23 protein-coding genes are annotated in these 25,026 nt (G+C 67.0%); 21 read left to right on the top strand and 2 right to left on the bottom strand.

The annotated features are described in order from the left end of the window. Nucleotides 1–30 precede the first annotated feature (30 nt). From ABUE11_RS15035 to ABUE11_RS14980, 12 genes are all read left to right on the top strand, one after another. Nucleotides 31–1,239 (top strand): porin, encoded by a 1,209-nt coding sequence (locus ABUE11_RS15035; protein ID WP_367066138.1) that lies wholly within the window; start codon nt 31–33, stop codon nt 1,237–1,239. A gap of 275 nt (nt 1,240–1,514) precedes the next feature. Further along, nucleotides 1,515–2,498 (top strand): ABC transporter permease, encoded by a 984-nt coding sequence (locus tag ABUE11_RS15030; RefSeq protein ID WP_367066136.1) that lies wholly within the window; start codon nt 1,515–1,517, stop codon nt 2,496–2,498. A 1-nt stretch (nt 2,499) separates the two neighbouring features. Next, entirely contained in the window at nt 2,500–3,720 is a 1,221-nt protein-coding gene (locus tag ABUE11_RS15025) for a M20 aminoacylase family protein (protein WP_367066135.1), read from the top strand. A 258-nt stretch (nt 3,721–3,978) separates the two neighbouring features. Then, nucleotides 3,979–4,890, top strand: a complete 912-nt coding sequence (locus ABUE11_RS15020) for an ABC transporter permease (protein ID WP_367066133.1) — start codon at nt 3,979–3,981, stop codon at nt 4,888–4,890. A 231-nt stretch (nt 4,891–5,121) separates the two neighbouring features. Next, complete coding sequence (locus tag ABUE11_RS15015) at nt 5,122–6,099, top strand: ABC transporter ATP-binding protein (protein WP_367066132.1); 978 nt, start codon at nt 5,122–5,124, stop codon at nt 6,097–6,099. After that, a complete protein-coding gene (locus tag ABUE11_RS15010; RefSeq protein ID WP_367066131.1) occupies nt 6,096–7,103 on the top strand; it encodes a dipeptide ABC transporter ATP-binding protein in 1,008 nt (335 codons plus the stop codon). The genes ABUE11_RS15015 and ABUE11_RS15010 overlap by 4 nt, the downstream gene beginning before the upstream one ends. Nucleotides 7,104–7,168: 65 nt before the next feature. Next, nucleotides 7,169–7,870: a transposase gene (locus tag ABUE11_RS15005; RefSeq protein ID WP_367066130.1), complete on the top strand. Its 702-nt coding sequence runs from the start codon at nt 7,169–7,171 to the stop codon at nt 7,868–7,870. Between the two features lie 179 nt (nt 7,871–8,049). Next, a complete protein-coding gene (locus ABUE11_RS15000; RefSeq protein ID WP_367066129.1) occupies nt 8,050–12,780 on the top strand; it encodes a glutamate synthase-related protein in 4,731 nt (1,576 codons plus the stop codon). 79 nt (nt 12,781–12,859) lie between these two features. After that, nucleotides 12,860–14,338, top strand: coding sequence for a glutamate synthase subunit beta (locus ABUE11_RS14995; protein ID WP_367066128.1), 1,479 nt, complete (start codon nt 12,860–12,862; stop codon nt 14,336–14,338). A 250-nt stretch (nt 14,339–14,588) separates the two neighbouring features. Next, nucleotides 14,589–15,386, top strand: a complete 798-nt coding sequence (locus ABUE11_RS14990) for an amino acid ABC transporter substrate-binding protein (RefSeq protein WP_367066127.1) — start codon at nt 14,589–14,591, stop codon at nt 15,384–15,386. A gap of 211 nt (nt 15,387–15,597) precedes the next feature. Continuing rightward, on the top strand, nt 15,598–16,251 hold the full coding sequence (locus ABUE11_RS14985) for an amino acid ABC transporter permease (RefSeq protein WP_367066126.1): 654 nt from the start codon (nt 15,598–15,600) through the stop codon (nt 16,249–16,251). Beyond that, nucleotides 16,232–17,023: an amino acid ABC transporter ATP-binding protein gene (locus ABUE11_RS14980; protein ID WP_367066125.1), complete on the top strand. Its 792-nt coding sequence runs from the start codon at nt 16,232–16,234 to the stop codon at nt 17,021–17,023. The genes ABUE11_RS14985 and ABUE11_RS14980 overlap by 20 nt, the downstream gene beginning before the upstream one ends. 163 nt (nt 17,024–17,186) lie before the next feature. Here the strand turns inward: ABUE11_RS14980 and speE are convergent, their stop codons facing one another. Further along, the gene (gene speE / locus ABUE11_RS14975; RefSeq protein ID WP_367066124.1) at nt 17,187–18,128 is read right to left on the bottom strand and encodes a polyamine aminopropyltransferase; all 942 of its coding nucleotides are present in this window, start codon (nt 18,126–18,128) and stop codon (nt 17,187–17,189) included. Between the two features lie 88 nt (nt 18,129–18,216). Continuing rightward, entirely contained in the window at nt 18,217–18,627 is a 411-nt protein-coding gene (speD, locus tag ABUE11_RS14970) for an adenosylmethionine decarboxylase (RefSeq protein ID WP_367068832.1), read from the bottom strand. 393 nt (nt 18,628–19,020) lie between these two features. Between speD and ABUE11_RS14965 the strand changes: the two genes are divergently transcribed. The 9 genes from ABUE11_RS14965 (at nt 19,021) to ABUE11_RS14925 (ending at nt 24,959) form a co-directional block, all read left to right on the top strand. After that, entirely contained in the window at nt 19,021–19,869 is an 849-nt protein-coding gene (locus tag ABUE11_RS14965; RefSeq protein ID WP_367066123.1) for an ABC transporter ATP-binding protein, read from the top strand. Further along, nucleotides 19,866–20,648 (top strand): lipid asymmetry maintenance ABC transporter permease subunit MlaE, encoded by a 783-nt coding sequence (gene mlaE, locus ABUE11_RS14960; protein WP_367066122.1) that lies wholly within the window; start codon nt 19,866–19,868, stop codon nt 20,646–20,648. The genes ABUE11_RS14965 and mlaE overlap by 4 nt, the downstream gene beginning before the upstream one ends. Before the next feature lie 44 nt (nt 20,649–20,692). Then, on the top strand, nt 20,693–21,175 hold the full coding sequence (gene mlaD, locus ABUE11_RS14955) for an outer membrane lipid asymmetry maintenance protein MlaD (protein ID WP_367066120.1): 483 nt from the start codon (nt 20,693–20,695) through the stop codon (nt 21,173–21,175). Beyond that, nucleotides 21,172–21,912, top strand: coding sequence for a VacJ family lipoprotein (locus ABUE11_RS14950; protein ID WP_367066119.1), 741 nt, complete (start codon nt 21,172–21,174; stop codon nt 21,910–21,912). The genes mlaD and ABUE11_RS14950 overlap by 4 nt, the downstream gene beginning before the upstream one ends. A gap of 113 nt (nt 21,913–22,025) precedes the next feature. Beyond that, on the top strand, nt 22,026–22,688 hold the full coding sequence (locus ABUE11_RS14945; RefSeq protein ID WP_367066117.1) for an ABC transporter substrate-binding protein: 663 nt from the start codon (nt 22,026–22,028) through the stop codon (nt 22,686–22,688). A gap of 16 nt (nt 22,689–22,704) precedes the next feature. Beyond that, nucleotides 22,705–23,010, top strand: a complete 306-nt coding sequence (locus ABUE11_RS14940; RefSeq protein WP_367066116.1) for an STAS domain-containing protein — start codon at nt 22,705–22,707, stop codon at nt 23,008–23,010. A 29-nt stretch (nt 23,011–23,039) separates the two neighbouring features. Beyond that, a complete protein-coding gene (locus ABUE11_RS14935; protein WP_367066114.1) occupies nt 23,040–23,960 on the top strand; it encodes an ABC transporter ATP-binding protein in 921 nt (306 codons plus the stop codon). Beyond that, nucleotides 23,957–24,712 carry an ABC transporter permease gene (locus tag ABUE11_RS14930; protein WP_367066113.1) on the top strand — a complete coding sequence of 252 codons (756 nt, stop codon included), beginning with the start codon at nt 23,957–23,959 and terminating at the stop codon, nt 24,710–24,712. The genes ABUE11_RS14935 and ABUE11_RS14930 overlap by 4 nt, the downstream gene beginning before the upstream one ends. Nucleotide 24,713: 1 nt before the next feature. Beyond that, nucleotides 24,714–24,959: a BolA family protein gene (locus tag ABUE11_RS14925; protein WP_367066112.1), complete on the top strand. Its 246-nt coding sequence runs from the start codon at nt 24,714–24,716 to the stop codon at nt 24,957–24,959. Nucleotides 24,960–25,026 lie beyond the last annotated feature (67 nt).

The following is a 25,026-nucleotide window of genomic DNA, read 5'->3' as shown; positions in this document are numbered from 1 at the left end:
CCCATTACTTCAGAGAGAGTGAGATAGACCATGCCCCTGTTTGCAAAGAAGAGCATCATCCTGGCCGCGGTTGCCCTCGGTGGCAGCGGGGCTGCCTTGGCCCAGGCGGCCAGCACCAGCAAGGTGGAGTTGTGGGGGATTGTCGATGCCGCCGTGCGTCACACCACCAACGAGGGTGCCGGCAAGTCGAACAAGACCCAGATGCTCGGTGGCGGCATGTCGCAAAGCCGCTGGGGCATCAACGTCGAGGAAGACTTGGGCGGCGGCAGCAAGGCGCTGGTGGTTCTGGAAAACCGTTTCGATGCCGACGCGGGCAACTCGGCTGCCAATGCGCCGTTCTTCCAGCTGGCCCATGTGGGCCTGCAGGGCCGCTATGGCCGCCTGACCGCCGGTCGTCAGTGGAACGTGCTGTTCGACGTGGTGACGAGCACCTACGCGTCCTTCCCATATTCGCCCTACATGGAGGCCTACAAGCCTGAAATCGGCCTGTCCATGGGCGCGCGCACCAGCAATATGCTGAAGTACACCTTTGCCTCGTCGGATCGCAGCCTGGTGGGTTCGTTGCAGTATTCGTTTGACGAGAACAACAAGCGCGGTCAGGCGGGTTTCCCCACTGCAGCCACCGCCATTCCGGCCTATGTGCTTGGTACGCTCAACGGCGGCGCATGGAAGACCGTGGGCGGTTATCTGCGCTATGCCGCATCGGGCGCGGCCGTCGGTGGTGGCTATCTGCGCACCACGCTGCCCGGTGGCACCGAGGTCGATGCCTGGACCCTGGGTGGTTCCTATCGCACCGGGCCTTGGTACATGACGGCCGGCTATGGTTTGAACAAGGCCAAGTTCGCCACAGTGACCAGCCCGGCCATTGGGCTTGCGAACGCCGTGGACGGCGCCATTCTGGGTGCGTTCTGGAGTGGCTCGACGAACGGCGGTTTCCTGCCGGGTGACACCAACAAGCGGCAGTTGCTGAAGCTTGGCGTGGGCTATCAGCTCACGTCTCAGCTGAACCTGGGCCTGCATTACTTCCGCGGCAAGCAGTCGGGCTCTGCCACGGGTGCCTCCAACGGCAATGCCAACTTCTACGTGGCCGTCGCCGACTACGCCTTCAGCAAGCGTACCGATGCCTACTTTGGCGTCGATCACACCAGCATCAGCGGTGGCAACGCCATCGTTCTGGATCCGGTCAGCGGCGCCCGCAGCCGTACCGGCATCACCGTCGGCCTGCGTCACCGTTTCTGAGCGGTCGCAGCCAGACTGCAAGCCTCCCTCGGGAGGCTTTCTGCTTTTTGTGGCTTCGCATGGGTGTGAGGAGCGGCAGCTTGCCGCCGATGGCGCATGCCCGCGATGACAGATGATTGCCGGCGCAGGCGCTGTCAGTCAAGCGCGATGTGCTATAAAAACAATGGCATTTCTCCGATGCCCGGCGGCATGGGGAAACACTGCCTGCCACCGCTGCTTCTGGCCACGTGCGCCCCGGGCCGGTGTAGCATGGCCCGACCAACCGCGACCCCACCATGCTTGCCTTCATATTGCGCAGACTCCTGCAGGCCCTGATCGTCATGGTCACGGTGGCCTTCATCGCCTTCATGCTGTTCCAGTACGTGGGCGACCCGGTGGCCATTCTGCTGGGCCAGGACGCCACGCCCCAGCAGGTGGCCGAGATGCGCGCCGCGCTGGGGCTGGATCAGCCCTTCATCGTGCAGTTCTGGCATTTCCTCGTGAACGCCGCGCAGGGCGAGTTCGGAATCAGCCTGCGCCAGGGCGCCAAGGTCTCGCGCCTGATTGCCGAGCGCTTTCCGGCCACGCTGGAGCTGTCCCTCGTGGCGGCCTTCATCGCGCTGGCCGTGGGTGTGCCCATGGGGGTGTATGCGGCGCTCAGGCGCGGCACGCTGCTGAGCCAGCTGTTCATGACGCTGTCGCTGCTGGGCGTGTCGCTGCCCACGTTTCTGATCGGCATTCTGCTGATCCTGATCTTCTCCGTGACGCTGGGCTGGTTCCCGAGTTTCGGGCGCGGCGATGTGGTGCAGCTGGGCTGGTGGAGCACGGGGCTGCTCACGGCCAAGGGCTGGCACCACATCGTGCTGCCGGCCGTGACGCTGGCCATCTTTCAGCTCACGCTCATCATGCGGCTGGTGCGCGCCGAGATGCTGGAGGTGCTGCGCACCGACTACATCAAGTTCGCGCGTGCGCGCGGCCTGTCCGACCGCGCCATCCACTTCGGCCATGCGCTCAAGAACACGCTGGTGCCGGTGATGACCATCACCGGCCTGCAGCTCGGCGGCCTGATTGCCTTTGCCATCATCACCGAGACCGTGTTCCAGTGGCCCGGCATGGGCCTGCTGTTCATACAGGCCGTGACCTTTGCCGACATCCCCGTGATGGCCGCCTATCTGTGCCTGATCGCGCTGATCTTCGTGGTCATCAACCTGGTGGTGGACCTGCTGTATTTCGTCGTCGACCCGCGCCTGCGCGTGGGCGGCAAGGGAGGGGGGCATTGACATGCAGCCTACGCGTTTGAAGGCCGGCGGGCGCGCCTTTGCCCAGATCGCCCAGTACCACCCCGAGCTCACGGCCTTCCGGCGTGACCTGCACGCCCACCCCGAGCTCGGCTTCGAGGAGGTCTACACCAGCGCGCGCGTGCGCGAGGCCCTGCGCGCCGCGGGCGTGGACGAGGTGCACGAGGGCATAGGCCGCACGGGCGTGGTCGGCATCATCCATGGCCAGGGGCGGGGCAGCGGCAGCATGATTGGCCTGCGCGCCGACATGGATGCCCTGCCCATGACCGAGCGCAACGACTTCGCCTGGAAGTCCTGCAAGACTGGCCTGATGCACGGCTGCGGCCATGACGGCCACACCACCATGCTGGTGGGCGCGGCGCGCTATCTCGCGGCCACGCGCCATTTCGACGGCACGGCGGTGCTGATCTTCCAGCCCGGCGAGGAGGGCCTGGGCGGCGCGCGCGTGATGATCGAGGATGGGCTGTTCGAGCGCTTTCCCGTGCAGTCGGTCTATGCCATGCACAACTGGCCGGCGATGCGGCCCGGCACCGTGGGCATCAACGACGGCGCCATGATGGCTGCGGCCGACCGCGTGACCATAGAGATCACGGGCCGCGGCGGCCATGGCGCCCACCCCTACCAGACGGTGGACGTGGTGCTGGTGGCGGGCCACATCATCACGGCGGTGCAAAGCATCGTCTCGCGCAACGTGCGCGCGCTCGACAGCGCCGTCATCAGCCTGTGCGCCGTGCACGCGGGCGACCTGGGCGCTTTCAGCGTGCTGCCCGGCCAGGCTACGCTGGTGGGCACGGTGCGCGCCTTCAACCCCGCCGTGCAGGACATGGTGGCGCAGCGCATCAAGGACCTGTGCAACGCCATCGCTCTGGGCTTTGGCGCCACCGTCACGGTGCGCTACGAGCGCATCTACCCCGCCACCATCAACACCGCGGCCGAGGCCCGCTTTGCCGGCGACGTGGCCGCCGCCCTGGTGGGCGAGGACAACGTGGACCGCGACCTCGAGCCCAGCATGGGCGCGGAGGACTTCTCCTTCATGCTGCAGGCCCGGCCCGGCGCCTACCTGCGCCTGGGCCAGGGCATGGGCGCGGGCAACAGCACGCTGCACAACAGCCTGTACGACTTCAACGACGAGGTGCTGCCCCTGGGTGCGGCGCTGTATGCGGGCCTGGTGGAGCAGGCCATGCCGCTGGCGGATGTGCAATGAAATTCGACCGTAGCGCCCGTCCATCAAGCGCAAAGCGCTATTGTTTTTGATATTTTCAACGATGCTTGCCAGTACCCGTCATCCGCGCGCAGCCATCCCCCGTCATCCCCGCGCAAACACCTCCCGTCATCCCCGCGCAGGCGGGGATCCAGAGGCCACCCCAGGTGCTGGTTTGCTGCCGCCATGGATCCCCGCCTGCGCGGGGATGACGGCGGCGTGGCACGCGTCCTTTCGTCCTTCCAAACGACCCCCACGCCCATGAAGAACACCCTCTTGCGCTGGTATGACAGCGACGTGGCCCACAGCTTTCGCAGCTCGCCCGTGGCCATTCTGGCGGCGCTGATCGCGCTGGTGTGCGCCATCTGCGCGCTGTTTGCCGGCTGGGTGGCGCCGCACAATCCGTTCGACCTGTCCACACTGGAGCTCTCCGACTCGCGCCTGCCGCCCTGGTGGCTCGAGGGTGGCAGCGCCAAGTACCTGCTGGGCACGGACGACCAGGGGCGCGACATTCTCTCGGCCTTGATCTACGGCGCGCGCATCTCGCTCATCGTCGGTCTGGCCTCGGTGCTGCTGTCGGTGGTGCTGGGCGTGACGCTGGGGCTGATCGCGGGCTTTCGCGGCGGCTGGGTCGACGGCGTGCTCATGCGCCTGTGCGACGTGATGCTGTCCTTCCCCGCCATCCTGATCGCGCTGCTCATCGCCGGCGTGGCGCGCGCGGTGTTCCCGAACGCGCCCGAGTGGCTGTCGTTTGGCGTGCTGATTGCGGCCATCTCGCTCACGGGCTGGGTGCAGTACGCGCGCACCGTGCGCGGCTCCACGCTGGTCGAGCGCAACAAGGAATATGTGCAGGCTGCGCGCGTCACGGGCGTGGCTCCGTTTCGCATCATGCGCCGCCATGTGCTGCCCAATGTGCTCGGGCCGGTGATGGTGCTGGCCACCATCCAGGTGGCCACGGCCATCATCACCGAGGCCACGCTGTCCTTTCTGGGCGTGGGCGCGCCGCCCACCTCGCCGTCGCTGGGCACCTTGATCCGCATCGGCAACGACTACCTGTTTTCGGGCGAATGGTGGATCACCATCTTCCCCGGTGTCATGCTGGTGCTGATCGCGCTGTCGGTAAACCTGCTGGGGGACTGGCTGCGCGATGCCCTGAACCCACGCCTGAGATGAGAAACACCCCCCTGAGCGGCTGCGCCGCTCTGTGCAGCTGCCAAAGGCGGCAGCCCTTTGGGGGCGTCCAAGCCTGCGCAGGCAGGCTTGGAGCCGCGCCCCTCAGCCCCCGCTCTCGCATTGCTGCGCAATGCGGGCAGGCGGACGCAGCCGGCGCGGCGGGGCGGCCCTTGCGCGGCTGCCCGCGCTTTGGTTGCACCAGTTTCATGCGTAGCGCCCTGGAACACTGATATGTCCTTGCTGGAAGTACAAAACCTCGTCGTCGAATTCCCCACGCGTCGCGGCACCTTGCGCGCGCTCGACGATGTGTCGTTCTCCATCGCGCCGGGCGAGATCCTGGGCGTGGTGGGCGAGTCGGGCGCGGGCAAGTCGCTCACCGGCGCGTCCATCATCGGCCTCCTGGAGCCGCCGGGGCGCGTGGCCTCGGGTCAGATACGGCTTGAGGGCCAGCGCATCGACAACCTGCCGCACGCGCAGATGCGCCACATTCGCGGGCGCAAGATCGGCGCCATCTTCCAGGACCCGCTGACCTCGCTGAACCCGCTCTACACCGTGGGCCAGCAGCTGGTCGAGACCATCGTCACGCACCTGCCCATGAGCGGCGCAGAGGCGCGCCAGCGCGCCATCGACCTGCTCAAGGACACGGGCATTCCCGCGGCCGAGCAGCGCATAGACCATTACCCGCACCAGTTCTCCGGCGGCATGCGCCAGCGTGTGGTGATCGCGCTGGCGCTGGCGGCCGAGCCCCAGCTCATCGTGGCCGACGAGCCCACCACGGCGCTCGACGTGTCCATCCAGGCGCAGATCATTCAGCTGCTCAAGAACATCTGCAGGACGCGCGGCGCGGCCGTGATGCTGATCACGCACGACATGGGCGTGATCGCCGAGACCTGCGACCGCGTGGCCGTGATGTATGCGGGTCGCGTGGCCGAGATCGGCCCCGTGCACGAGGTCATCAACCAGCCGGCCCACCCGTACACCGCGGGTCTGATGGCCTCCATCCCCGACATGGAGCAGGACCGCGAGCGTCTGAATCAGATCGACGGCGCCATGCCGCGCCTGAATGCGATACCGAAGGGCTGCGCCTTCAACCCGCGCTGCCCGCAGGTGTTCGGCCGCTGCCGACAGGAGCGCCCCGACCTCATGGCCGCGGGCAAGACGCAGGCGGCCTGCTGGCTGCACGATTCCAGGAGCGAGGTGACCGCATGAGCAGCACGATCCAGCCGCTGGTGCAGGCGCGCGACCTGGCCCGCACCTTCGATGTGTCCGCACCCTGGCTCAACCGCGTGCTCGAGCGCAAGCCGCGCCAGCTGCTGCACGCCGTCGATGGCGTGAGCTTCGAGATCGAAAGGGGCAAGACCCTGGCCCTGGTGGGTGAGTCGGGTTGCGGCAAGAGCACCGTGGCGCGCCTGCTGGTCGGCCTGTACACACCCACGCGCGGGGGCTTCCACTTTGACGGGCAGGATGCCCATGCGGCCTTCAAGGGTGGCAAGGCCAAGGACATGCGCCGGCGCATCCAGATGATCTTCCAGGACCCCTATGCCAGCCTGAACCCGCGCTGGAAGGTGGCGGACATCATTGCCGAGCCGCTGCGCGAGCATGGCCTGCTGTCCGAGGCCGCGGCGCTCAAGGCCCGCGTGGGCGAGCTGCTGACCTCGGTCGGCCTGTCGCCGCAGGACATGGACAAGTACCCGCACCAGTTCTCGGGCGGGCAGCGCCAGCGCATCTCGATCGCACGCGCGCTCGCCACCGAGCCCGAATTCCTGGTCTGCGACGAGCCGACGAGCGCGCTCGATGTGTCAGTGCAGGCCCAGGTGCTCAACATCATGAAGGACCTGCAGAAAAAGCAGGGCCTGACCTACCTCTTCATCAGCCACAACCTGGCCGTGGTGCGCCACGTGAGCGACCAGGTCGGCGTGATGTACCTGGGGCGCCTGGTGGAACTTGCCGACAAGCGGCAGCTCTTTGCCCAGCCGCGCCACCCCTACACGCGCATGCTGCTCGACGCCATCCCCAAGATGCACGACACCGGCCGCGCGCGCACGCCCGTGCAGGGCGAGGTGCCCAACCCCCTGAGCCCGCCGCCGGGCTGCGCCTTCAACCCGCGCTGCCCCTATGCCAACGAGCGCTGCCGCACCGAGCGCCCGCAGCTGCGCGACAGCGCCGGCACCCGCGTGGCCTGCCACGCGGTGGAGGAGGGCCGCCTCCAGTGAATTGGGGGCGTTAATTGGGGTCGGATTCCAATTAGGATAGGCGCCCCTATCTCCAGGAGGTTTGCATGGCGCGCCTGCCCCGTCTCACGCTTGCGGGCTACCCGCACCACATCATTCAGCGGGGCAACAACCGCCAGGTGATCTTTGTCGACAGGCAGGATTTCGAGTGCATGCTGGGCCTGCTGACCGAGAACGCGCGGAAGTTTGGCGTGGCCGTCCATGCCTATGTGCTCATGGACAACCATTTCCACCTGCTGGCCACGCCCGCCACGACCGAGGCGCTGCCGCTGATGATGCAGGCCGTGGGCCGCAGCTATGTGCGCTATTTCAATGACCGCCATGGCCGCAGCGGCACCTTGTGGGAGGGGCGCTACCGCTCGACGCTGATCCAGACGGATCGCTACCTGCTGACCTGCATGGTCTACATCGACCTGAACCCGGTGCGCGCTGGCATGGTGGGGCGGCCGCTCGACTGGCACTGGTCCAGCCATGCCCATTACCTGGGCCAGCGCAGCGACCCGCTGGTCACGCCGCATGCGCTGTACTGGGCGCTGGGCAACACGCCGTTCGCACGCGACGCCGCCTATGCCGAGCTCGTGCACACAGGCCTGGATGCGAAGGCGCAAGGTGCGCTCACCGAGTCCGCACTGCGCGGTTGGGCCCTGGGCGACGCGGACTTTGTGGCGGATCTGCAAAAAAAATCGCCGCGCCGCGTGAGCCAGGCCAGGCGCGGACGGCCGCCGCTGGCACCTCAGGATAAGGACTGAACAGGCCTTCAGGCCAGGTGCATAAAGCGCCAGCTACTATCAAAATTGATGTGTCCCCATTAAATTGTTGATGGCAGTTCTGAGGATTTAATTGGAATCTGACCCCATTTAAAATGCTTGCTGTGCATGGGTTCATGCCTTATTCTGCGCTTCCCTGCGAATTACTGAGAAAGCGCGCGATGACCAAGGCTGCCGAGATCCAGCACCTGCAACAGCATGGCCTGTATGCCTCCCACAACGAACATGACGCCTGTGGCCTGGGGTTTGTGGCCCACATCAAGGGTGTCAAGCGCCACGACATCGTCACCGGCGCGCTGAAGATTCTGGAAAACCTCGACCACCGGGGCGCGGTCGGGGCCGACAAGCTCATGGGCGACGGCGCCGGCATCCTGATCCAGATCCCGGACCAGCTCTACCGCGAGGAGATGGCTGCCCAGGGCGTGGAGCTGCCCCCGGCGGGCGAATATGGCGTGGGCATGGTGTTCCTGCCCAAGGAGCACGCCTCGCGCCTGGCCTGCGAGCAGGAGCTCGAGCGCGCCATCAAGGCCGAGGGCCAGGTGCTGCTGGGCTGGCGCGATGTGCCGGTGAACCGCGACATGCCCATGTCGCCCACCGTGCGCGAGAAGGAGCCCATCCTGCGCCAACTGTTCATCGGCCGGGGTGCGGACGTGATCGTGCAGGACGCGCTCGAGCGCAAGCTCTACGTGATCCGCAAGACCGCCAGTGCCGCCATCCAGGCGCTCGGGCTCAAGCACAGCAAGGAATACTACGTCCCGAGCATGAGCAGCCGCACCGTGGTCTACAAGGGCCTGCTGCTGGCCGACCAGGTGGGCGTGTACTACAAGGACCTCTCGGACGAGCGCTGCGTCTCGGCCATCGGCCTGGTGCACCAGCGCTTCTCGACCAACACCTTCCCCGAGTGGCCGCTCGCCCACCCCTATCGCTATGTGGCGCACAACGGCGAGATCAACACCGTGCGCGGCAACTACAACTGGATGCTGGCGCGCGAGGGCGTGATGGCCTCGCCCGTGCTTGGCGAGGACCTGAAGAAGCTCTACCCCATCAGCTTCGCGGGCCAGTCCGACACCGCCACCTTCGACAACTGCCTGGAGCTCCTGACCATGGCCGGCTACCCGATCAGCCAGGCCGTGATGATGATGATTCCCGAGCCCTGGGAGCAGCATGAAAGCATGGACGAGCGCCGCCGCGCCTTCTACGAATACCACGCCGCGATGATCGAGCCCTGGGACGGCCCGGCGTCCATCGTGTTCACCGACGGCCGCCAGATCGGCGCCACGCTCGATCGCAACGGCCTGCGCCCCTCGCGCTACGTGGTCACCGACGACGACCTCGTCATCCTGGCCTCCGAGGCCGGCGTGCTGCCCGTGCCCGACAGCCGCGTGCTGCGCAAGTGGCGCCTGCAGCCGGGCAAGATGCTGCTCATCGACCTGGAGCAGGGCCGCCTGATCGAGGACGACGAGCTCAAGGCCAACATCGTCAACACCAAGCCCTACAAGCAGTGGATCGAAAACCTGCGCATCAAGCTCGATGACGTGCCGGCCGCACCCGGCGCCGCGCCGGTGGCCTCCGACCTGCCGCTGCTCGAGCGCCAGCAGGCCTTTGGCTTCACGCAGGAGGACATCAAGTTCCTGCTCGCCCCCATGGCCGCCAACGGCGAGGAGGGCATCGGCTCCATGGGCAACGACAGCCCGCTGGCCGTGCTCTCCGAGCGCAGCAAGCCGCTGTACAACTATTTCCGCCAGATGTTCGCCCAGGTGACGAACCCGCCGATCGACCCGATCCGCGAGGCCATCGTCATGAGCCTGGTGTCCTTCGTCGGCCCCAAGCCCAACCTGCTGGACATCAACCAGGTCAACCCGCCCATGCGGCTCGAGCTGCACCAGCCCATCCTGGACTTCGAGGGCATGGCCAAGCTGCGCGGCATCGAGCAGCACACGCACGGCAAGTTCAAGAGCGCGACCATCGACATCACCTACCCGCTCGCCTGGGGCAAGCAGGGCGTGGAGGCCAAGCTCGCCTCGCTGTGCGCGCAGGCCGTCGATGAGATCAAGGGCGGCGCCAACATCCTCATCATCAGCGACCGTCATCTGAGCGCCACCCAGGTCGCCATCCCCGCGCTGCTGGCCTTGTCGGCCATCCACCAGCATCTGGTGCGCGAAGGGCTGCGCACCACCACCGGCCTGGTGGTGGAGACCGGCACCGCGCGCGAGGTGCACCATTTCGCCGTGCTCGCGGGCTACGGCGCCGAGGCCGTCCACCCCTACCTGGCGCTCGAGACCCTGCAGGCCATGCACCAGGAGCTGCCCGGTGCGCTCAGCGCCGAGAAGGCCATCTACAACTACGTCAAGGCCATAGGCAAGGGCCTGTCCAAGATCATGTCCAAGATGGGCGTGTCCACCTATATGAGCTACTGCGGCGCGCAGCTGTTCGAGTGCGTGGGCCTGTCCGGCGACACCGTGGCCAAGTACTTCACGGGCACGGCCAGCCGCGTCGAGGGCATTGGTGTGTTCGAGATCGCCGAGGAGTCCATCCGCACCCATGTGGCTGCGTTCGGCAACGACCCGGTGCTGGCCACCATGCTCGACGCGGGCGGCGAATACGCCTGGCGCACGCGCGGCGAGGAGCACATGTGGACGCCCGACGCCATCGCCAAGCTGCAGCACGCCACGCGCGGCGGCAACTGGAACACCTACAAGGAATACGCGCAGATCATCAACGACCAGACCCGCCGCCACATGACGCTGCGTGGCCTGTTCGAGTTTCAGTTCGACCCGGCCAAGGCCGTGCCGCTCGACGAGGTTGAGCCCGCCAAGGAGATCGTCAAGCGCTTTGCCACCGGCGCCATGTCGCTGGGTTCGATCTCCACCGAGGCGCACGCCACGCTGGCCGTGGCCATGAACCGCATCGGCGGCAAGAGCAACACCGGCGAGGGCGGCGAGGATCCTGCGCGCTACCGCAAGGAGCTCAAGGGCATCTCCATCACCAAGGGCGAGAAGCTCTCGACCATCATCGGCGCCGACAAGGTCGAGTCCGACATCGACCTGCAGGACGGCGACAGCCTGCGCTCCAAGATCAAGCAGGTGGCCTCCGGGCGCTTTGGCGTCACGGCCGAATACCTGGCCTCGTCCGACCAGATCCAGATCAAGATGGCCCAGGGTGCCAAGCCAGGCGAGGGCGGCCAGCTGCCCGGCGGCAAGGTCTCTGACTACATCGGTCAGCTGCGCCACAGCGTGCCCGGCGTGGGCCTGATCAGCCCCCCGCCGCACCACGACATCTACTCCATCGAGGATCTGGCCCAGCTCATCCACGACCTGAAGAACGTGGCGCCGCACGCGGACATTTCCGTCAAGCTCGTGTCCGAGGTCGGCGTGGGCACGATTGCCGCGGGCGTGGCCAAGTGCAAGAGCGACCATGTGGTCATCGCCGGCCATGACGGCGGCACGGGCGCCTCGCCCTGGTCGTCCATCAAGCACGCGGGCAGCCCCTGGGAAATCGGCCTGGCCGAGACCCAGCAGACCCTGGTGCTGAACCGCCTGCGCGGCCGCATCCGCGTGCAGGCCGACGGCCAGATGAAGACCGGGCGCGACGTGGTCATAGGCGCGCTGCTGGGCGCGGACGAGTTCGGCTTTGCCACCGCGCCCCTGGTCGTCGAGGGCTGCGTGATGATGCGCAAGTGCCACCTCAACACCTGCCCCGTGGGCGTGGCCACGCAGGACCCGGTGCTGCGCGCCAAGTTCTCGGGCAAGCCCGAGCACGTGGTCAACTACTTCTTCTTCGTCGCCGAGGAAGTGCGCCAGATCATGGCCCAGCTCGGCGTGCGCAAGTTCGACGAGCTCATCGGCCGCACCGAGCTGCTCGACATGCGCAAAGGCATTGCGCACTGGAAGGCCCAGGGCCTCGACTTCTCGCGCCTGTTTGCACAGCCCCAGGTCGGGCCCGAGGTGGCTCGCTACCACGTCGAGTCCCAGGACCATGGCCTGGAGAAGGCGCTGGACGTCAAGCTCATCGAGCGCTGCCAGCCCGCCATAGAGCGCGGCGAGCAGGTGCGCCTGATGGAGGTGGCCAAGAACGTCAACCGCTCCGTCGGCGCCATGCTCTCGGGCGCGGTCACCAAGGTGCATCCCGAGGGCCTGCCCGACGACACCATCCGCATCCACTTCGAGGGCACGGGCGGCCAGAGCTTTGGCGCCTTCCTGTGCAACGGCATCACGCTGAACCTGACCGGCGAGGCCAATGACTACACGGGCAAGGGCCTGTCGGGCGGGCGCGTCATCGTGCGCCCGAGCCACGAGTTCCGCGGCGATGCCACGGCCAACACCATCGTCGGCAACACCGTGATGTTCGGTGCCACCAGCGGTCAGGCCTTCTTCGCCGGCGTGGCCGGCGAGCGCTTCGCCGTGCGTCTGTCGGGCGCCACGGCGGTGGTCGAGGGCGTGGGCGACCATGGCTGCGAGTACATGACCGGCGGCACCGTGGTCGTGCTGGGCAAGACCGGGCGCAACTTCGCCGCGGGCATGAGCGGCGGCGTGGCCTATGTCTACGACGAGGACGGCAAGTTCGACAGCCGCTGCAATCTGTCCATGGTGGCGCTCGAGCGCATCCTGCCGGCCGACGAGCAGGTGGCCAGCGTGGACCCGGGCCACTGGCACCGCGGCCAGACCGACGAGGAGCAGCTCAAGCGACTGCTCGAGGCGCACAGCCGCCACACGGGCAGCCGCCGTGCGCGCGAGCTGCTCGACAACTGGGCCGTCGCGCGCAGCCGCTTCGTCAAGGTCTTCCCGACCGAGTACAAGCGCGCGCTGGCCGAGATGTATGAGCGAAAAGTGCTTGAAGAGCAAGCCACGCCTGCGCAGGCAGCTCCCAAAAACGAAGCAGTAGCCGCCAAGTGAGCCACGCCCTTCCCCCCGAGGGGGAAGGGGCAGACACCCAGACACCCACGAGCAAAGACACCAGCGAAGGACCCGCACCATGGGCAAGACCACCGGTTTCATGGAATACGAGCGCATCGAGGAGGGCTACCCCGCGCCCGCCGAGCGCCTCAAGAGCTACAAGGAATTCGTCATCGGCCTCTCGAGCGACCAGGCCAAGATCCAGGCCGCGCGCTGCATGGACTGCGGCACGCCGTTCTGCAACAACGGCTGCCCGGTCAACAACATCATTCCGGACTTCAACGACCTCGTGTACCACCAGGACTGGAGGAGCGCGATCGGCGTGCTGCACAGCACCAACAACTTCCCCGAGTTCACGGGCCGCATTTGCCCCGCGCCCTGCGAGGCCGCCTGCACGCTCAACTTCAACAACGATGCGGTGGGCATCAAGAGCATAGAGCACGCCATCATCGACCGCGCCTGGGCCGAGGGCTGGGTCAAGCCACAGGTCGCGCCCCGCAAGACGGGCAAGAAGGTGGCCATCGTCGGCAGCGGCCCCGCGGGTCTGGCGGCGGCGCAGCAGCTCGCGCGCGTGGGCCATGCCGTGACCGTGTTCGAGAAGAACGACCGCGTCGGCGGCCTGCTGCGCTACGGCATTCCCGACTTCAAGCTCGACAAGGGCCATATCGACCAGCGCATCCAGCAGCTCGAGGCCGAGGGCGTGGTGTTCCGCACCGGCGTCTTCGTGGGCGCCGAGAAGGACGGCCTGGGCAAGGACAGCAAGGTCACCAACTGGGCCAAGGAAACCGTCACCCCGGTGCAGCTGCAGCAGGAGTTCGATGCCGTGCTGCTCACGGGCGGTGCCGAGCAGAGTCGCGACCTGCCCGTGCCCGGGCGTGACCTGGCCGGCATCCACTTCGCGATGGAGTTCCTGCCGCAGCAGAACAAGGTCAACGCGGGCGACAAGCTCAAGGGCCAGCTCTCTGCCTCCGGCAAGCATGTCATCGTCATCGGCGGCGGCGACACCGGCAGCGACTGCGTGGGCACGAGCAACCGCCATGGCGCCAAGAGCGTGACGCAGTTCGAGCTCATGCCCATGCCGCCGCTGGCCGAGGACAAGCCCCTGGTCTGGCCCTACTGGCCGATCAAGCTGCGCACCAGCTCCAGCCACGATGAGGGCTGCGTGCGCGAGTTCGCCATCGCCACCAAGGAGTTCATCGGCAGCAAGGGCAAGGTCACGGGTCTCAAGACCGTGCAGGTGGAGTTCAAGGACGGCAAGTTCCACGAGATCGCCGGCACCGAGAAGGAATACCAGGCCGACCTGGTGCTGCTGGCCATGGGCTTCGTCGGCCCCGTGGGCGCCGTGCTCGACGCCTTTGGCGTGGAGAAGGACATGCGCGGCAACGCGCGCGCCAGCACGGACTTCATCGGCGGCTACGCCACGAGCGTGCCCAAGGTGTTTGCCGCGGGCGACATGCGCCGCGGCCAGTCGCTCGTGGTCTGGGCCATCCGCGAGGGCCGCCAGGCCGCGCGCGCGGTCGACGAGTTTCTGATGGGCGTGAGCGACCTGCCGCGCTGAGGCCGGCGCAGGGCATGGGGCGCAGATGCCCCATGTCGCCTTGCAGACTGCAAAAACCATAGCTGCCAGCGCTTGAAATTAGGGCGCTGGAGGCCGATTCGGCTTCATGGCGGGGCATGGCGTGCACCCGCGCCGCGGCAAGGGCGTCGCCATCGGTGGGACAATGGCGGGTTTTTCCCGATATCCGCCGTCGGCTCCGTGCCGTGGCGGGCCGTTTCAACCCTTTGTTCTTTTCACAGATCGACTCGCCATGAAGAAGATTGCCGCCGTTGCCCTGTTGTCCCTGGGTGCCCTGCTGGTAGGCTGCTCCAAGCAGGAGCCTGCCGCCCCCGCAGCAGCCGCGCCCGAGCCCGTTGCCGTGACCAAGATCGTCGTCGGCCTCGACGACAACTTCCCGCCCATGGGCTTTCGTGACGAGAAGAACGAGCTCGTGGGCTTTGACATCGACATGGCCAAGGAAGCCGCCAAGCGTCTGGGCCTGGAGGTCGAGTTCAAGCCCATCGACTGGAGCGCCAAGGAGGCCGAGCTCTCGGGCAAGCGCGTCGATGCGCTGTGGAACGGCCTGACCATCACCGAGGAGCGCAAGAAGAACATCGCCTTCACCGCGCCCTACATGGAGAACCACCAGATCATCGTCGTGGCCGCGGGCTCGCCCATCAAGTCCAAGGCCGATCTGGCCGGCAAGGTCGTCGGTGCGCAGGAGGGCTCGAGCGCCGTGGACGCGATCAAGAAGGAAGAGGCGGTGTTCAACTCCTTCAAGGAATTCAAGACCTTTGGCGACAACGTCACGGCCCTGATGGACCTGACCGCCGGCCGCCTGGAGGCCGTGGTGGTCGATGAGGTCGTGGGCCGCTACTACGTGGCCAAGAAGCCCGACCAGTACGCCGTGCTCGACGACAACTTCGGCACCGAGGAATATGGCGTGGGCGTGCGCAAGGACGACGCCGAGTTGCTGGGTAAGCTGGACAAGGCCCTGGGCGAGATGAAGGCGGATGGCTCCGCCGCCAAGATTTCCGAGCAGTGGTTCGGCAAGAACATCATTAAGTAAACTCGCCCCCCGGAAAGCACACCGGCAGGGTCGCAGCACGGCCCGCCGGTGTTTGGCGTTGAGAAGCCTGTGCAACGCCTGCGTCATCCCCGCGCAGGCGGGGATCCACGAGTGCACGACGTCGTGGACTCTTCAGGCCCCTGGATTCCCGCGTGCGCGGGAATGACGCATTCACAATGGGTCCTCCGGCCTTTCTTGAGGCCCCTGTCTTATGGACTATGTTCTCTCCCTTCTGGGCCCGCTGGCGCAAGGCGCCGTGGTCACCCTGAAGCTGTTTGTCATCACGCTGCTGCTGGCCGTGCCGCTGGGCCTGGTGCTGGCGCTGGCGCGGCTGTCGCATTTCAGGCCGCTGTCGGCGGGGGTGAACGGCTATATCTGGCTCATGCGCGGCACGCCGCTCATGCTGCAGATGCTGTTCATCTACTTTGCGCTGCCCTTCGTGCCCGTGATCGGCATCCGCCTGCCGGACTTTCCGGCCGCCGTGGCGGCGTTTGCGCTCAACTACGCGGCCTACTTCGCCGAGATCTTCCGCGCCGGCATTCAGTCCGTGGACCGCGGCCAGTACGAGGCCGCCAAGGTGCTGGGCATGAGCTACGGCCAGACCATGCGCCGCATCGTGCTGCCGCAGATGGTGCGCAACATCCTGCCGCCCATGAGCAACGAGACCATCACCCTGGTCAAGGACACGTCTCTCATCTACGTGCTGGCCTTGAACGACCTGCTGCGCGCCGCGCGCGGCATCGTGCAGCGCGACTTCACGACCACGCCCTTCATCGTGGCCGCTGCCTTCTATCTGATCATGACCCTGGTGCTGACCTGGGGCTTCCAGCGCCTGGAGCAACGCTATGCCAAACATGACCAGTGATACGGCCAGGGCCGTGCCCATGATCGAGGCGCGCGACGTGAAGAAGCGCTTCGGCCACAACGAGGTGCTGCGCGGCGTGTCGCTGTCGGTGGCGCGCGGCGAGGTGGTGGCCATCATCGGCCCCTCGGGCTCGGGCAAGAGCACGTTTCTGCGCTGCCTGAACCACCTGGAGACCATCAACGCCGGTCATATCGCCATCGAGGGCCAGGCCCTGGTCACGACCGATGCCGCCGGCCAATGCCGCTACGCGCCCGATGCCGAACTGCGCCGCATCTGCGCCAAGACCGGCATGGTGTTCCAGCATTTCAACCTGTTCCCGCATCTCACGGTGCTGCAAAACCTCATCGAGGCGCCGATGGTGGTGCAGGGCGTTGCGCGCGCCGAGGCCGTGGCGCGCGCCGAGGCCCTGCTGGCCAAGGTGGGGCTGTCGCAAAAGCGTGACAACTACCCCGCGCGCCTGTCGGGTGGGCAGAAGCAGCGCGTGGCGATTGCGCGCGCGCTGTGCATGCAGCCCGACATCATGCTGTTCGACGAGCCGACCAGCGCGCTCGACCCCGAGCTCACCGGCGAGGTGCTGCGCACCATGCGCGAGCTGGCCGAGGAGCGCATGACCATGCTCGTCGTCACGCACGAGATGGGCTTTGCGCGCGAGGTCGCGCAGCGCGTGGCCTTCATGGACCAGGGCGAGCTGATCACGGCGCGGCCCGCGCAGGAGTTCTTCGCCGACCCGGGGCACGAGCGCGCGCGGGCGTTTCTCGAGCACATGCTGTAGCGTTGTGGCCTGACGGGGGATATCTCTCAGGCCGCGCTCGGGGGATACCACGTCATTGCGGCCTTCGCCGCAATGACGGTGGTCTGAGGAGGCAGCTGCTTTGGCTTTTTGGCCTCTGGAGCCCGTCAGGCAAGCGCGAAAAGCTACAAAAACAATAGTGTTTTCAGCCCGTGGTCACCACCACGGGCGGCAGCTCGGCCGGGTCGCGCACGTCGCCGAGCACATCGCCGCTCTTGAGCGGCTCGGCCGGCTGCGCGAAGAGGGCGCGCACAAAGTTGGGCTGGGCCAGCAGCGCGTGGTGCGTGGCGCCGTTGTAGAGCTCTAGGCCTCCAATGCCGCGCTCGGCGATGCGCGCGTCCACCTCCTGGGCGCTCAGCAGGGCCGGGTCGGTGCTGTCGGACGCCATGGCCATGCACCACAGCGTGCCGTACAGCGGCACATATTGCAGGTAGGGGCGGAAGATGGGAAACACCGCGCGCACCGAGGCGCCGATGCGGCGCATGCTCTCCTGCAGGTGGATGGGCGAGCCCAGGTGCAGCGACACCACGCCGCCCGGGTTCAGGATGCGGCGGCAGGCGGCGTAGAACTCGGCCGTGTACAGCTCCACGGCCGGGCCGAAGGGGTCGGTGAGGTCGAGCACGATCTGGTCGAAGCGCTCGTCGGTGGTGGCGATGAAGTCGCGCGCGTCGCCCACGCGCAGCTCGAAGCGCGGGTCGTCGAAGGCGCCCTTGTGGATGCTGCCCAGCCATTCGCGCGCCATGGCCACCACGTCGGCGTCGAGCTCGGCCATCACCACGCGCTCGATGCCGGGCAGCTTGAGCAGCTCCTCGGCCGCGCCGCCGTCGCCCCCACCCACCACCAGCGCGCGGCGCACGCCCGGGTGGGCGATGGCCGGCAGGTGCACCATGGGCTCGTGGTAGAAGAACTCGTCGCGCTCGCTGGTCATGAAGGCATCGTCGATGCGCATGACGCGGCCGAACTGCGGGTTCTCGAACACCTCGATGCGCTGCCAGGGCGATTGCTTCTGCGCCAGCGTGCGGGTGTCGCTCAGGTACAGGCCGAAGTCGGCGTTCAGGCGTTCGGCGACGAGGCGTGGGGCGGTCATGTCGGGTCTCCGTGCGGGTGGTGCGGCGCGCGCAATGGATGGCGCTCCCCATGCGGCGGCAGGGGAGGGCGGCGGCAGGTGGTGGGAATCAGGCGCGGTCGACGCGGTGCAGGTGCGGGTCGTTCGGGTTGAACGCGGCCAGCAGGTCGTCAAACAGCTTCTGCGCCTTGGGGCGGTTGTTCTCGGTGTAGTTGCAGACGTAGACGTCGAGCGTGACGTAGCCCGACTCGGGCCAGGTGTGTATGGACAGATGCGACTCGGCCAGCACGACGACGCCGGTCACGCCGCCGCCCTCGCCAAAGCTGTGGAACAGCGAACCCACCGTGGTCAGGCCGGCCGCGGCCACGCGCTCCTTGCAGAAATTCTCCAGGTAGGCGGCATCCAGCATCAGGCGGCTGTCACACAGGCAGCCATAGAGGTCGCCGATCAGGTGCAGGCCGGTGGCGCTGCGGGTTGTGGCAGGGGGCTGGATGGGGACGACGGATGGAGAGTTCTGCATTGCACTCAGGCCCTTTTGTTGGGACATGACAAAAAACGGCATGTGCGGCACAGGAATGCCGTCTGCACATGCCACCCGGTGCGCTGTCTGTGGAATGGGGTGCCTGCCACCCGTGGGGTGGGGCCAAGGGAAGGGGGAATGCCGCAGGTCGATCGACCCTTGCCGTGCCTTCGCTTGTGCCGGATGCGCCGCGACATCCTTGCACCACCGACAGCAATCCGCCCGGAAGACTTGGCCGGGCGTGACATTTCACTGAAACCTGCAATTGTAGCGAATATGCTTATGCCATCGGTGCCAAATCCACAGGCTGGCACAGAACCATCGGGCATTACCCCTATGATGTGCAGCTTTGCGGCCCTGCACCCCGGTCGGGCCGAGACCGATTCACCCCCCATGTCCTCTGACACTCCCATCTCCGCCGATGCCCTCGTGCAGCTGCGCAACGTCACCTTCGGGTACGGCGAGCGCGTGATCCTGCGCGACCTGTCGCTGGCCGTGCCGCGTGGCAAGGTCACGGCCATCATGGGCGCCTCGGGGGGCGGCAAGACCACCATCCTGCGCCTGATCGGCGGCCAGCAGCGCGCCCAGCAGGGGCAGGTGCTCGTGGCCGGGCAGGACGTGGGTGCGATGGACATGCAGCAGCTCTACGCCGCGCGCCGGCGCATGGGCATGCTGTTCCAGTTCGGTGCGCTGTTCACCGACATGAGCGTGTTCGACAACGTGGCCTTCGCGCTGCGCGAGCACACCGACCTGCCCGAGGAGCTGATCCGCGACATCGTGCTCATGAAGCTGCACGCCGTGGGCCTGCGCGGCGCGCGCGACCTCATGCCGAGCCAGATCTCGGGCGGCATGGCGCGGCGCGTGGCGCTGGCGCGCGCGATCGCGCTCGATCCCGAGCTCATCATGTACGACGAACCCTTCGCGGGGCTGGACCCGATCTCGCTGGGCACGGCGGCGCAGCTCATACGCGAGCTCAACGACGCCATGGGCCTGACCACCATCATCGTCTCGCACGACCTGGAGGAGACCTTCCGCCTGGCCGACCAGGTCATCATCCTGGGCCCGGGCACGGTGGCCGCCCAGGGCACGCCCGAGGAGGTGCGCGCCAGCCAGGATCCGCTGGTGCACCAGTTCGTGCATGCGCTGCCGGCCGGGCCCGTGCCGTTTCACTACGCCGGGCCCACCGTGGCCCAGGACTTTGGCCCGGTGGGCATGTCGCCCGCGCAGGGAGGTGGCCGATGAGCTGGTGGCGACCGTCCGACATAGGCTTTGCCGTGCGCTGCAAGCTCGCCGACATGGGCATGGCCACGCGCCTGCTCGCGCGGCTCGTGGCCCTGTTCGGCCAGAGCATGCGGCGCTTTGGCCTGGTGCGCGACCAAGTGCATTTCCTGGGCAACTACTCGCTGTCCATCATCGCCATGTCGGGCCTGTTCGTGGGCTTCGTGCTGGCGCTGCAGGGCTACAACGTGCTGCAGCTCTATGGCTCGGCCAACTCGCTGGGCCTGGTGGTCACGCTGGGCCTGGTGCGCGAGCTCGGGCCGGTGATCACGGCGCTGCTGTTTGCGGGCCGCGCGGGCACCTCGCTCACGGCCGAGATCGGCCTCATGCGTGCGGGCGAGCAGCTCTCGGCCATGGAGATGATGGCCGTCGACCCGGTGCAGCGCATCCTCGCCCCGCGCTTCTGGGGCGGCGTGATCGCCATGCCGCTGCTGGCGCTGGTGTTCAGTGCCGTGGGCGTCATCGGCGGCTGGCTCGTGGGCGTGGTGCTCATCGGCGTGGATGCGGGCGCCTTCTGGGGGCAGATGCAGGGCGGCGTCGATGTCTGGAAGGACGTGGGCAACGGCATCGTCAAGAGCCTGGTATTCGGCGTGGCCGTGACCTTCATCGCCGTGCTCCAGGGCTTCATGGCCAAACCCACGCCCGAGGGCGTGTCGCGCGCCACCACACGCACCGTGGTGATGGCGTCGCTCACCGTGCTGGGGCTGGACTTCGTCCTCACGGCACTGATGTTCAGCATTTGACAGGCGGGTAGAACCGCCACAAGGGATATTCAGGGATATTCACCATGCAGCATTCCAAGAACGATGTCTGGGTCGGGCTGTTCGTCCTGCTGGGGGCGGCGGCGCTGGTCTTTCTGGCCCTGCAGTCGGCCAACCTGCTGCAGCTCAACTTCCGCTCGGGCTATGTGATCACGGCGCGCTTTGACAACATCGGCGGATTGAAGCCCAAGGCTGCGGTGCGCAGCGCCGGCGTGGTCGTGGGCCGCGTGCAGTCCATAGGCTTCGACGACAAGACCTACCAGGCCAGCGTGGCCCTGGAGCTGGACAAGCGCTACGTCTTCCCCAAGGACAGCTCGCTCAAGATCCTGACCAGCGGCCTGCTCGGCGACCAGTACATCGGCATCGAGGCCGGTGCCGACGAACACAACCTGGCCGATGGTGATACCGTCACGGCAACACAGTCCGCCGTGGTGCTGGAGAACCTCATCGGACAGTTCCTCTACGGCAAGGCGGAAGAAAGCGCCGCCGGTGCCGGAGGCAAGAAATGACCACCTGCACAAGATTTTCCAAGGGCGCCGCACGGGCGGCGGCCCTGACCCTGGGTCTGGCCCTGCTCGGCGGCTGCGCCACGGGCCCCGACGTCCATCCGGCCGACCCCTTCGAGCCCTACAACCGCAGCATGACGCGGTTCAACGACAACGTGGACAAGGTGGTGCTCAAGCCCGTCGCCACCCTGTACCAGGACGCCACGCCGCAGCCCGTGCGCACCGGCGTGGGCAACTTCTTCGCCAACCTGGGCGATGCCTGGTCCCTCGTCAACAACCTGCTGCAGCTGCGCGGGCGCGAGGCCTATGACAGCCTGGTGCGCCTGAGCGTCAACACCGTGCTGGGCCTGGGCGGCCTGCTGGACATCGCCAGCGAGATGGGCGTGGAGCGCCACAAGCAGGACTTCGGCCTGACACTGGGCCACTGGGGCGTGCCCACGGGGCCGTACCTGGTGCTGCCGCTGCTGGGCCCGTCCACGGTGCGCGACACGGCGGCCCTGCCGGCCGACCTGTTCGTGGGTGATGCCGTGGGCTATGTGAATGACGTGCCCTGGCGCAACTCGCTCTATGCGCTGCGCTTCGTCGATCGGCGCGCGAGCCTGCTGCGTGCGACCTCGCTGCTCGACGAGGCCGCGCTCGACCCCTACAGCTTCACACGTGACGTGTACCTGAAGCTGCGCGCTGGCGGAACTGCCGAAGGCCAGGACGAAGAGGGCGGCAAGCTGCCCGAAGACTACTGACACCCCTGGTGCCCGCCCTGGCTGCAATTGCTTGCATTCAGCCATGCGGGCGACGCAATGCCTGCACAGGTGCGCACCACAATCGTGACCACACAAGCCAAGGATCACACTCCATGATGAACCGTCGAACCCTCACGCGCTGCGCAGCCGCCCTGGCATGCGCCGCCATCCTGCCCTTGCCGCTGTCCGCGCTGGCCGCCGACGAGGCGCCCGATGCGCTCGTCAAGCGCCTGTCGGCCGATGTGCTGGAGACCCTGCGCAACGACAAGTCCATCAAGGCCGGAGACATCGGCAAGATCATGGCGCTGGTGGACAAGACCATCCTGCCGCATGTGAACTTCCGCCGCATGACGGCAGCCGCCGTCGGCCCCACCTGGCGCACGGCCACGCCCGAGCAGCAGCAGCGCCTGCAGGACGAGTTCAAGCAGCTGCTGGTGCGTACCTATTCGGGGGCGCTGAGCGAGGTCACGGACCAGACCATCGTCGTCAAGCCGCTGCGCGCCGCGCCCACCGACACCGACGTACTGGTGCGCACGGAGATCCGCGGCCGCGGCGATCCGGTGCAGCTCGACTACCGTCTCGAGAAGACCCCGGGCCAGGGCAGCGGCTGGAAGATCTACAACCTGAACGTGCTCGGCGTGTGGCTGGTCGAGACCTACCGCACGCAGTTCGCCCAGGAGATCAACGCCAAGGGCATCAATGGCCTGATCGATTCCCTGGCCGCGCGCAACAAGGCCAACGCCACCGCCGCCGCCGGTGCGGCCGGCGCCAGGTAGGGCGGCGGGGATGGGCATGCTGGTTCTGCCCGCGGAGCTCACGCACCGCCAGGCGGCGGTGACGCTGCGCATGCTGCTGCAGGCGCTCGCGGCCGAGCGCGAATCGCAGGTGCTGGTCGACGCGACGCGCCTGGCCAGCTTCGACTCCTCGGCGCTGGCCGTGCTGCTGGAATGCCGCCGCACGGCGCTGTTCAACGGCCGTGGCTTCATGGTCAAGGGCCTGCCGCCGGCCCTGGCCAGCCTCGCGGGGCTGTACGGCGTGCAGGAACTCCTGCCCGCGCCGCCCGGTCCCGACGCCGATATCCCTGCGGAAGCCGCCTGAACGGCGGCATCTTAGAATGCGCGGTTCCCATGACCGCCGTATCCTTCCAATCCGTCTCCAAAGTCTTCCCCACGCCGCGCGGGCCGTTCCAGGCCCTCGATGGCGTGAGTCTGGACATCGAGGAGGGTGAGTTCTTCGGCCTGCTCGGCCCCAATGGCGCGGGCAAGACCACCATGATCAGCATCCTCGCGGGCCTGGCGCGCGCCAGCAGCGGCCGCGTGTCGGTGCTGGGCCACGACGTGCAGCAGGACTTTGCGCGCGCCCGCCGCTGCCTGGGCGTGGTGCCGCAGGAGCTGGTGTTCGACCCTTTCTTCAACGTGCGCGAGACGCTGCGCATCCAGTCGGGCTACTTTGGCGTCAAGAACAACGACGCCTGGATCGACGAGCTGCTCGAGAGCCTGGGCCTGGCCGACAAGGCCCAGGCCAACATGCGCCAGCTGTCTGGCGGCATGAAGCGGCGCGTGCTCGTGGCCCAGGCGCTGGTGCACAGGCCGCCCATCATCGTGCTCGACGAGCCCACGGCGGGCGTGGACGTCGAGTTGCGCCAGACCCTGTGGCAGTTCATCGCGCGCCTGAACAAGCAGGGCCACACGGTGCTCTTGACCACGCATTACCTCGAAGAGGCCGAGGCCCTGTGCGGGCGCATCGCCATGCTCAAGGGCGGCCGCGTGGTGGCGCTCGACAGCACCACGCGGCTGCTGCAGAGCGCCAATGCCAGCGTGCTGCAGTTCAAGACCGACGCGCCGCTTCCCGCCGCGCTCACGCCGCTGGCGCGCGTGACCGGGCGCATCGTGCAGCTTCCCGCGCATGACGCGGCCGAGATCGAGCAGCACCTGGCGCTGCTGCGCCAGGCGGGCGTGGCCAGCGAGGACGTGGAGATACGCCGCGCCGACCTCGAGGACGTGTTCCTGAAGGTCATGGGCGGCGCGCCCGCGGAGGCCACGGCATGACCGGCTGGCAGACCCTGTTCTACAAGGAGGTGCTGCGCTTCTGGAAGGTGGCCTTCCAGACCGTGGCCGCGCCCGTGCTCACGGCCGTGCTTTATCTCTTGATCTTCAGCCATGTGCTTGAGGACCGCGTGCAGGTCTATGGCCAGCTGAGCTACACGGCGTTTCTGGTGCCGGGCCTCGTCATGATGAGCGTGCTGCAGAACTCGTTCGCCAACAGCTCGTCGAGCCTCATCCAGAGCAAGATCATGGGCAACCTGGTGTTCGTGTTGCTCACGCCGCTGTCGCACTGGGCCTGGTTTTTTGCCTATGTGGGTTCGTCGGTGCTGCGCGGGCTGATCGTGGGCCTGGGGGTGTTTGCCGTCACGCTGTTCTTTGTGCGGCCGGACTTCGCCGCACCGGCGTGGGTGCTGGTGTTCGCGCTGCTGGGCGCGGCGCTGCTGGCCACGCTGGGCCTGATCGCCGGGCTGTGGGCCGACAAGTTCGACCAGATGGCGTCGTTCCAGAACTTCCTCATCATGCCCATGACGTTTCTCTCGGGCGTGTTCTATTCCATCCACTCGCTGCCCGCCTTCTGGCAGCAGGCCAGCCGCTTCAACCCGTTCTTCTACATGATCGACGGCTTTCGCCATGGCTTCTTCGGGGTCAGCGACGTCTCGCCCTGGCTGAGCCTGGCCATCGTCGGCGGCGCCTGGGCCGCCGTGAGCCTGCTGGCCCTGCATCTGCTGCGCACGGGCTACAAAATCCGGAACTGATATGACCGCTGACGACATCAAAGACATCATCCGCGCCGGCCTGACCTGCGACTACATCACGCTCGAGGGCGACGGCCGCCATTGGTACGCCGTCATCGTCTCGCCCGAGTTCGAGGGCAAGCGCCCGATCGCGCGCCACCAGCGCGTCTATGCCACGCTCGGCGAGAAGATGGCGCGCGACGAGGTGCACGCGCTGTCGATGAAGACCTTCACACCGGCCGAATGGGCCGCGGCGCAGCAGGGTTGATACTCTGTTTTTAATAGCTATCAGCGCTTGCTGGACGGGCGTTATGGCCTGATTTGATATAGAACTG

Origin of the sequence: Oryzisolibacter sp. LB2S, from assembly GCF_040732315.1 — a bacterium.
Lineage (GTDB): Bacteria > Pseudomonadota > Gammaproteobacteria > Burkholderiales > Burkholderiaceae_C > Alicycliphilus > Alicycliphilus soli.
The sequence above is the reverse complement of the archived record's forward strand: the minus strand, read 5'-3'. Positions and strand labels throughout refer to the sequence as shown.

Bases quoted from the DNA above. Each gene is read 5' to 3' on its own strand.
- speE (WP_367066124.1), bottom strand. From the start codon at position 18,128: ATGACCGCCCCACGCCTCGTCGCCGAACGCCTGAACGCCGACTTCGGC.
- ABUE11_RS14930 (WP_367066113.1), top strand. From the start codon at position 23,957: ATGACCGGCTGGCAGACCCTGTTCTACAAGGAGGTGCTGCGCTTCTGG.
- speD (WP_367068832.1), bottom strand. From the start codon at position 18,627: ATGCAGAACTCTCCATCCGTCGTCCCCATCCAGCCCCCTGCCACAACC.
- ABUE11_RS15025 (WP_367066135.1), top strand. From the start codon at position 2,500: ATGCAGCCTACGCGTTTGAAGGCCGGCGGGCGCGCCTTTGCCCAGATC.
- ABUE11_RS15035 (WP_367066138.1), top strand. From the start codon at position 31: ATGCCCCTGTTTGCAAAGAAGAGCATCATCCTGGCCGCGGTTGCCCTC.
- ABUE11_RS14940 (WP_367066116.1), top strand. From the start codon at position 22,705: ATGCTGGTTCTGCCCGCGGAGCTCACGCACCGCCAGGCGGCGGTGACG.
- ABUE11_RS14935 (WP_367066114.1), top strand. From the start codon at position 23,040: ATGACCGCCGTATCCTTCCAATCCGTCTCCAAAGTCTTCCCCACGCCG.
- ABUE11_RS15000 (WP_367066129.1), top strand. From the start codon at position 8,050: ATGACCAAGGCTGCCGAGATCCAGCACCTGCAACAGCATGGCCTGTAT.
- ABUE11_RS15030 (WP_367066136.1), top strand. From the start codon at position 1,515: ATGCTTGCCTTCATATTGCGCAGACTCCTGCAGGCCCTGATCGTCATG.
- ABUE11_RS15005 (WP_367066130.1), top strand. From the start codon at position 7,169: ATGGCGCGCCTGCCCCGTCTCACGCTTGCGGGCTACCCGCACCACATC.
- ABUE11_RS15020 (WP_367066133.1), top strand. From the start codon at position 3,979: ATGAAGAACACCCTCTTGCGCTGGTATGACAGCGACGTGGCCCACAGC.
- ABUE11_RS15010 (WP_367066131.1), top strand. From the start codon at position 6,096: ATGAGCAGCACGATCCAGCCGCTGGTGCAGGCGCGCGACCTGGCCCGC.
- ABUE11_RS14965 (WP_367066123.1), top strand. From the start codon at position 19,021: ATGTCCTCTGACACTCCCATCTCCGCCGATGCCCTCGTGCAGCTGCGC.
- ABUE11_RS14985 (WP_367066126.1), top strand. From the start codon at position 15,598: ATGGACTATGTTCTCTCCCTTCTGGGCCCGCTGGCGCAAGGCGCCGTG.
- ABUE11_RS14980 (WP_367066125.1), top strand. From the start codon at position 16,232: ATGCCAAACATGACCAGTGATACGGCCAGGGCCGTGCCCATGATCGAG.
- ABUE11_RS14925 (WP_367066112.1), top strand. From the start codon at position 24,714: ATGACCGCTGACGACATCAAAGACATCATCCGCGCCGGCCTGACCTGC.
- mlaD (WP_367066120.1), top strand. From the start codon at position 20,693: ATGCAGCATTCCAAGAACGATGTCTGGGTCGGGCTGTTCGTCCTGCTG.
- ABUE11_RS15015 (WP_367066132.1), top strand. From the start codon at position 5,122: ATGTCCTTGCTGGAAGTACAAAACCTCGTCGTCGAATTCCCCACGCGT.
- ABUE11_RS14990 (WP_367066127.1), top strand. From the start codon at position 14,589: ATGAAGAAGATTGCCGCCGTTGCCCTGTTGTCCCTGGGTGCCCTGCTG.
- ABUE11_RS14995 (WP_367066128.1), top strand. From the start codon at position 12,860: ATGGGCAAGACCACCGGTTTCATGGAATACGAGCGCATCGAGGAGGGC.
- ABUE11_RS14950 (WP_367066119.1), top strand. From the start codon at position 21,172: ATGACCACCTGCACAAGATTTTCCAAGGGCGCCGCACGGGCGGCGGCC.
- mlaE (WP_367066122.1), top strand. From the start codon at position 19,866: ATGAGCTGGTGGCGACCGTCCGACATAGGCTTTGCCGTGCGCTGCAAG.
- ABUE11_RS14945 (WP_367066117.1), top strand. From the start codon at position 22,026: ATGATGAACCGTCGAACCCTCACGCGCTGCGCAGCCGCCCTGGCATGC.